Here is a 2,873-nt window from a genome sequence, read left to right on the forward strand (position 1 = left end):
ACCTATGACAATCCCTGTAGGAGCTGCCGAAGGCTGCGATCTTTTGATCCTGTTTTTTATAATCAAGATCAAAAGATCGCAGCCTTCGGCAGCTCCTACATTGATCATTGCCAATCAGCAATCAGCCAGTCGGGTTATTGCGCGGCTGTCATTGAGGGCCGGCAGCCGTGGAAAATATCCAGCCCCGGTTGATACAGCGACGTCTTCACTTCAAACAACCCGAGCACCGAATGAAACAGGTTGTCGTGGCTCAAACCGGCTTCCCCGGTCTTGCCCTGCAAGCAACCGCGGTCAATCCCTTCATTGGCCAGTGTGTGATCACCAAACCACATCACCATCGGCACATGCGTCTGCGCTTCCGGCGCCAATGCATACGGCGCCGCATGCAGATACAGGCCGTTCTCACCCAGTGATTCGCCGTGATCGGACACATAAATCATCGACGTATCCAGCGTCGCCTGATTGCGCTTGAGCAACTCGATCACCTTGGCGAGGAAATGGTCGGTATACAGAATCGTGTTGTCGTAGACATTCACCAGTTCATCGCGACTGCAACTGCCCAACTGATTGGTGTGGCAGATCGGTTTAAAGCGCTCCAGCGCTTGCGGATAGCGCTCGTAGTATTCCGGGCCGTGGCTGCCGTCGGCGTGCAGGACGATGATCGCGTGGCCCTTGAGGCTATCGATATAGCTTTGCAGGTCTTGCAGCAATGCTTCGTCGAGGCAGTTGTTGCCGTCGCAGAACGGCCCCGGTTGATTCTTCGCGATGTCACGGTGCGGCACGCGCAGGCAGGTGCCTTTGCAGTCGCTGTTGTTGTCCAGCCACAACACTTGCACGCCAACCCGTTGAAGAATGTCGAGCAGGCCTTCGTAGGTCTTGCCTTTCTTGTCGCTGTAATCCTCACGCGGAAACATCGAGAACATGCACGGCACCGACACCGCCGTCGACGTGCCGCAGGAATGCACTTGAGTGAAGTTGAGAATGTCGAGTTTGCTCAGCTCGGGATTGGTCTCGCGTTCATAACCGTTCAGCGAGAAATGATCGGCGCGGGCGGTTTCGCCGACGACAAACACCATCAGCGATTTTTTCTCGCGGCTGGCCGCTTTGGTGTTCATCACCGCGTCCTCACCGATGGCTTGCACCACGAAGTGCTTTTTGATGCCCAGGCGTTGCTTGGTGTATTTGCTGATCGCGTAGATGTAGTTGGTCGGGTTAATGAAGTGGGTGAGCTTGTCTTCTTCGCGAAAGATCGGCGCGTAGGTCGAATAGAACGTGCCCACCGATGCGGCGATTACCAGCACGCAGCCGATGATCACCAGAACCTTGTTGAGCAACCCGCGAAAGAACGGCCGATAACTCACCGGCCAACGCCAGATCAACACCGCCGGCAGTACGCCGAGCAGCAGCACATAGGTCAACAATTTGCCGTTGAACAGCGCGGTGGCTTCGGACGGGTTGGTTTCGAAGACGTTCTGGATCATCACCGTGTCGATGGTGATCCCGTATTCATTCATAAAATACGCGGCGCAGGCCGAGAGCAGGGCGACCACGGTGAGCGCCGGTTTCAGTGTCCAGCGGAACGACACCAACGTCAGCAGCAGGGTGATGGCGGCCCACAAAAACAGCCCGAATGAGGCGAGAAACGCCAGTTTGTGCGCGCCTTGCAGGGTGATCAGCGTGCCCAGCGCCTTCCACGTCGCCAGGTTGTACAGCGCGACCAGTGCCAAGGAAAACAACAGCACCAGTCGGGTAGAAGTGATGGACGGTAAACGCAGTCCGTTGCCCAAAGCCATTCGTATTTTTCCTCTACTCAAATAGAAAACACACACGGTTGCGCGTGTAACTGTAGAAGAACAATAGTAAAAAATCCGTAAACATCCTGTAACAACTACAGAAAACACCGCCGCCCCTGTAGGAGCAGAGCTTGCTCGCGAAGGCGTCGTATCAGTGAGCAAAAATGTCGGCTGACATGACGCCTTCGCGAGCAAGCTTTGCTCCTACAGCGGATCGATTTGTCAGAAGGATTTGCTGACGCTCGCGACGACGGTCGCGGTGCAGACGTCCTTGAAGCCCCAGTTACTCAGGCATTGGCTCTGTGAGAGGTTCGTGTCGATGTAACTCAGGCCCAACACAACGCCGGCAAGATTGTGGGTGAGTTTCACCTCCCATTCGCGGTACGAGTCTTCAGCGCTGCCGGACGCCGAATACAAATGCGGATCCTTGAAATCCATATTGCCGTAACGCAGCTTCAATCCCGAGTCGTACGGCAACTCAGTTTCATAACCAATGTACGTGTACAGCGAGTTTTGCTTGCTATCGATCCCCGGCGCATCGTTGGAGTAATACGCCGCCAGTTTCACCCCGTACACGCCGAGAATCCCGTAGACCTCGCTCTGGTTGAACTGACTTTCCTTGGGGTAGGCGTACTTGATGTAGCCCAGATCGAGGCTGACATCCTCGGTCGCCTGCCACAGCCATCCGGCGTAGTAATCGACTTCCTGCCGGGTTTTCAGGCCGCCGCCAAAATCGACGTTCGAGCTCCACGCGCCGAGGTACAGACCGCTGCTGTGGGCAAGGGTCAGACCGGCCTGCACGGCAGGGTCATTCTGGGTTTGCGAGATGCCACGGGTGCGGTAGTCGCTGGCTAAAGTGAGATCCACCAACACAGCAAAGTCATCGTTCAAAGGGATCGCCTGGCTGCTCAAGGGCAGCGCGCTCAAGAAACTCAGGGCGAACAGGGGCAAGGCTTTCATGTGAAGTCCCGATGTTGTGATTATTGTTGGGCAGAAAGAGAAACCTGTAGGAGCTGCCGAAGGCTGCGATCTTTTGATCTTGATCCTTAACAACAAGATCAAAAGATCGCAGCCTTCGGC

Annotated in this window: 2 protein-coding genes and 1 pseudogene; all 3 read right to left on the reverse strand. The window is 55.4% G+C overall.

Features of this window, described 5'->3' with window-relative positions; all coding sequences use genetic code 11:
* Positions 1–134: 134 nt before the first annotated feature.
* The gene (locus QMX93_RS30345) at positions 135–1,793 is read right to left on the reverse strand and encodes a phosphoethanolamine--lipid A transferase (RefSeq protein ID WP_282359283.1); all 1,659 of its coding nucleotides are present in this window, start codon (positions 1,791–1,793) and stop codon (positions 135–137) included.
* Positions 1,794–2,015: 222 nt separating this feature from the next.
* The gene (locus tag QMX93_RS30350; protein ID WP_282359284.1) at positions 2,016–2,753 is read right to left on the reverse strand and encodes a TorF family putative porin; all 738 of its coding nucleotides are present in this window, start codon (positions 2,751–2,753) and stop codon (positions 2,016–2,018) included.
* A pseudogene (locus QMX93_RS30355) lies at positions 2,674–2,873 on the reverse strand (hypothetical protein); the annotation flags it as partial. The pseudogene QMX93_RS30355 and the gene QMX93_RS30350, both read right to left, overlap by 80 nt.

The sequence above is a fragment of the Pseudomonas sp. PS01303 genome (assembly GCF_029959385.1).
Lineage (GTDB): Bacteria > Pseudomonadota > Gammaproteobacteria > Pseudomonadales > Pseudomonadaceae > Aquipseudomonas > Aquipseudomonas rustica.